Origin of the sequence: Brenneria sp. L4-2C (assembly GCF_040240335.1) — a bacterium.
Taxonomy (GTDB): Bacteria; Pseudomonadota; Gammaproteobacteria; order Enterobacterales; family Enterobacteriaceae; genus Brenneria.
This window is the reverse complement of the sequence record NZ_JBEIAC010000048.1, coordinates 1-3,330: the sequence shown is the minus strand read 5'-3', so window position 1 is coordinate 3,330 and position 3,330 is coordinate 1. Positions and strand designations below refer to the sequence as shown.

5 protein-coding genes and 2 pseudogenes are annotated in these 3,330 nt (G+C 47.0%); 5 read left to right on the top strand and 2 right to left on the bottom strand.

Translation table 11 applies throughout. The annotated features are described in order from the left end of the window. Together ABRZ26_RS24910 and ABRZ26_RS24905 are read left to right on the top strand one after the other, a co-directional pair. The coding region (locus ABRZ26_RS24910; protein ID WP_319602909.1) for an IS3 family transposase at nt 1-139 on the top strand (139 nt) is incomplete at its 5' end. Continuing rightward, on the top strand, nt 117-617 hold the full coding sequence (locus ABRZ26_RS24905; protein ID WP_319606694.1) for an SMI1/KNR4 family protein: 501 nt from the start codon (nt 117-119) through the stop codon (nt 615-617). The genes ABRZ26_RS24910 and ABRZ26_RS24905, both read left to right, overlap by 23 nt. A gap of 201 nt (nt 618-818) precedes the next feature. Here the strand turns inward: ABRZ26_RS24905 and ABRZ26_RS24900 are convergent, their stop codons facing one another. Beyond that, a complete protein-coding gene (locus ABRZ26_RS24900; protein WP_319606693.1) occupies nt 819-1,028 on the bottom strand; it encodes a hypothetical protein in 210 nt (69 codons plus the stop codon). A gap of 101 nt (nt 1,029-1,129) precedes the next feature. Then, nucleotides 1,130-1,252, bottom strand: a pseudogene (locus ABRZ26_RS24895) (SymE family type I addiction module toxin); the annotation flags it as partial. 252 nt (nt 1,253-1,504) lie between these two features. Here ABRZ26_RS24895 and ABRZ26_RS24890 point away from each other — a divergent pair. The 3 genes and pseudogenes from ABRZ26_RS24890 to ABRZ26_RS24880 all read left to right on the top strand — a co-directional run. Next, nucleotides 1,505-2,437: pseudogene (locus ABRZ26_RS24890) on the top strand (RHS repeat-associated core domain-containing protein); the annotation flags it as partial. Continuing rightward, nucleotides 2,434-2,865, top strand: a complete 432-nt coding sequence (locus ABRZ26_RS24885) for an Imm26 family immunity protein (RefSeq protein ID WP_319606691.1) — start codon at nt 2,434-2,436, stop codon at nt 2,863-2,865. The pseudogene ABRZ26_RS24890 and the gene ABRZ26_RS24885, both read left to right, overlap by 4 nt. 260 nt (nt 2,866-3,125) lie before the next feature. Further along, nucleotides 3,126-3,330: transposase (locus tag ABRZ26_RS24880; RefSeq protein WP_319602908.1), on the top strand; the 205-nt coding region annotated here is incomplete at its 3' end.

Genomic DNA, 3,330 nt, shown 5'->3' with positions numbered 1-3,330 from the left:
CGGTGAGAGGTTCAACACGCGGGAGGAGATGAAATCGGCGGTATTCGAGTATATCGAGATAGACTACAATCGGCACCGACGGCATAGTGCCAACGGCGGGCTAAGCCCGGTGCAATTTGAGGAAAGAAACCTCGCTTAAGGCTGTGTCCACCGTCGCTGGGCAAGATCAGTTTGTAAAAATAGTCGATTATGTTAGAAGTAAAAAACCTAATTGGTTTCTCACGGAAGATGAACACTTAGCGATAAAGGAAGAAGCCGAAAAAGTAGAAAAAGAGATTGATGGTTATCTTCCTGAAAAATATGTATTTTTTTCATTGAGATATAAAGCCGGACACTTTGCTTTTCTGAATATATATTCATTAAGTCCTAATAGTGAATGGTATATCTTATTTAAGAATGGTGAGTATATTGCCATGCCTGAAAATTTTTTGGCCTTTAGTGACGATGAAACCGGTGGATATTATGGTTTTTTAAAAGAAGCCGGGCATTATTCAAATGATGTATATTTTTATGACTCCTCATTAGATGAACCTCCTGTATCTATGAATAAAGACTTTTTTGATTTTGTAGTTGATAAAGCGTTCCAGCCAGATCATTTTGAACTGACTCTTCCTTAGTTTTAGATTAAAAACCGGAAGCGATCTAACGATCCTTCCGGCTTTTTTATTTACCCGCCTGTATTATTACGCCAGCATAACCCCAGACACCGCCCGAATAATCACCCTACCGGGCAGCACCTCAATCTCCAGCGACCAGCCAAGCAAGCCGCTGCGTGTCAGTCAGTCGCCCACCAGATAAAGCTCGCCGCTATCGCGTATCTAGTCCGCACCCTCGCAGTCATGGCCGTCCAGCTCTGCCAGCAGCGCGGCGATATCGGTGTCCTCATCCAGCCGGACCAGCACCAGCCCGTTGCGGTACAGGCTGATACGAAACAACGTCCCGGCGCTAAAGCCCGCCTGAGCCAGTTCGTCGCCGGTGAGAGTCAGCTCCGGCAGTTCACCCGGATAAAACGCCGTCTGAATACTCATTGCGCGCCCACCTTGTCCAGCCCACCGGGAAAGCGGTTGAGCCAGTCGGCGGCGGCGCGTTCATCGAACGGCTCCCGGCGTAATCCTTCCAGACAGTGCCACTACTCACGAATATCCTGCACGGTAATCACAATGCCGCCGGGCATCACATGCAGCTTGAGTGGCTGCCCGGTGCTGAACCCGGCTTCCTGTAGCCACTTGCCGCTGATATTGATGGCGGGCGGCGGGTTGGCTCTGCCGTTTTACTCGCCTCATTCTGAGGCTCGCCCTGTGGGCCAGCTAAAACTGTTCAAACCTGTTTGCAACAGGTTTGTGCGGAGCGTATCTCACCGTGCAGTAACGTTCTGTTTTAGCTGCTGTATTTACCGCGCCGACTGACTTAGAATACGTCTCAGCCATAGTCAACTTTCTCGTTGATGGGCGGTAGCGTGACGGCCTATTCCTATGACGCTTTCGGGCAGTTGACGCACCAGACCGATGCGGCAGGCCGCCTGACAACACTGATGCGCACTCCGACCGCCGTCGGCATCGAGCTGGGCATTGAAGCGGATACCGTTCGCCTGCAATACGACAGGGCCAGCAATTTGGTGTCTGAGCAGGGCGTCAATGGCGAGTTGGGCTACCAATGGGATGCGCTGTCCAACCTGCAGGCGTTGACGCTGCCGCAGGGGGACCGGCTGCAATGGTTGTATTATGGCTCCGGTCACGCCATCGCGATGAAATTCAACCAGCAGATGGTGAGTGAATTTACCCGTGACCGCCTGCATCGGGAAACCGGTCGTACGCAGGGGGCGTTGCATCAGCAGCTGCGCTATGCCGGTCAATATGCTGACAGCGAAACGGGGCTACACTATAACCTGTTTAGATATTTTGATCCGGTGGTTGGAAGATTTACGACGCAGGATCCGGTGGGGCTAAGAGGCGGCCTTAACCTTTATGCGTATGTCAAAAACCCGCTAACATGGATCGATCCGCTGGGGTTGACCCCCTGTAAAGGTTTACCATCGACGCGTAAAGCTGGTGGAACTGGGAAAAACTATGATCCAGTAAATGGTCAAGGATTATATGTATTACATGATGGGAAGAGTATTTTATATGTTGGTCGAGGAGATGCGCCGTCCCGTTTAAATATCCATGCAAATACGCCGGGTAAATCTCATTTGGATCAGTTAACCATATTTGATAATAATTTGACCAAAGCTGAAGCTAAGTTTTTGGAGCAAAGGATCATGGATCTTCATGGTGGTGCTAAGTCTACAGATCCTTTGACCAACCTGCTGAATAAAATTAGTTCTTACAGCCCCAATAATCCTAATGCGGTTACATATGATATTGCCGGACATAGTCATGATTGGGGTAGTAAGGAATTAAATGATATAATTTATATTTTTAAGGGTAATGGTCTATGAAAGTGAAATATAGAGAAGGTGATATTTTTTCCATCCCCTTAAGTAATGGTAAATATGCCATATGTCAAATTATTTTTTCACCAAAAGGGAAGTTTAAGCAGGTAATCGCTTTTTGTCTGCTATTTATACAGGATGATGAAGAGTTTAATAATGATGGCCTTCTAAACCCGATGTCTATTGAGAAATTCGGTAAAGCAACAAAAGTTATATTTACAGGCAATCAAAAAATTAATAATGGTTTATGGAAAATTATTGGATATGCTGATTTAAGTGAGGAAAAGAAAAAATTGAGAATATTCAATTATGCAGGTGGTCTCTATAACGGTGAAGAGGAGATTAGACGTATTCCTGTTTCTGAATACCCTAATTATACAACAATGGGTGTGTCTGGTTTTGAGCTTGTAGATAATTTATTAACGAGCGTTTGATTTTAAGCCGGGTAAGACCACTTTATCTTCCCAGCTATTTTATTTACCCGCCCAATGATTAAGCCTGCATTATCCCAGATTCCGCCCGAATAGTCATCTTACGGGCAGCAGTTCAATTTCCAGCGATCGGCCGAGCAATCCGCTGCGAGTCAGCCAGTCGGTGCCGGCATGTTCATCTAACGTTTACTGTTATCAAACTAGGCTGTGTCCCTTAATCATCTGAGCTATAGTAACTACTTATTTCCACAACACTTTGAGATATGGCCCGATACGATCTTCCCGATGAAGCATGGAGCATCATCCAGCCCTTACTGCCTGCTGAACCTACATCCCCACGAGCCGGACGCCCATGGGCTGAGCATCGTAAAGTCATCAACGGTATGTTCTGGGTGTTGTGTTCTGGTGCGCCATGGCGCGATTTACCTGAGCGATATGGCTCCTGGAAAACGGTTTATAATCGCTTTA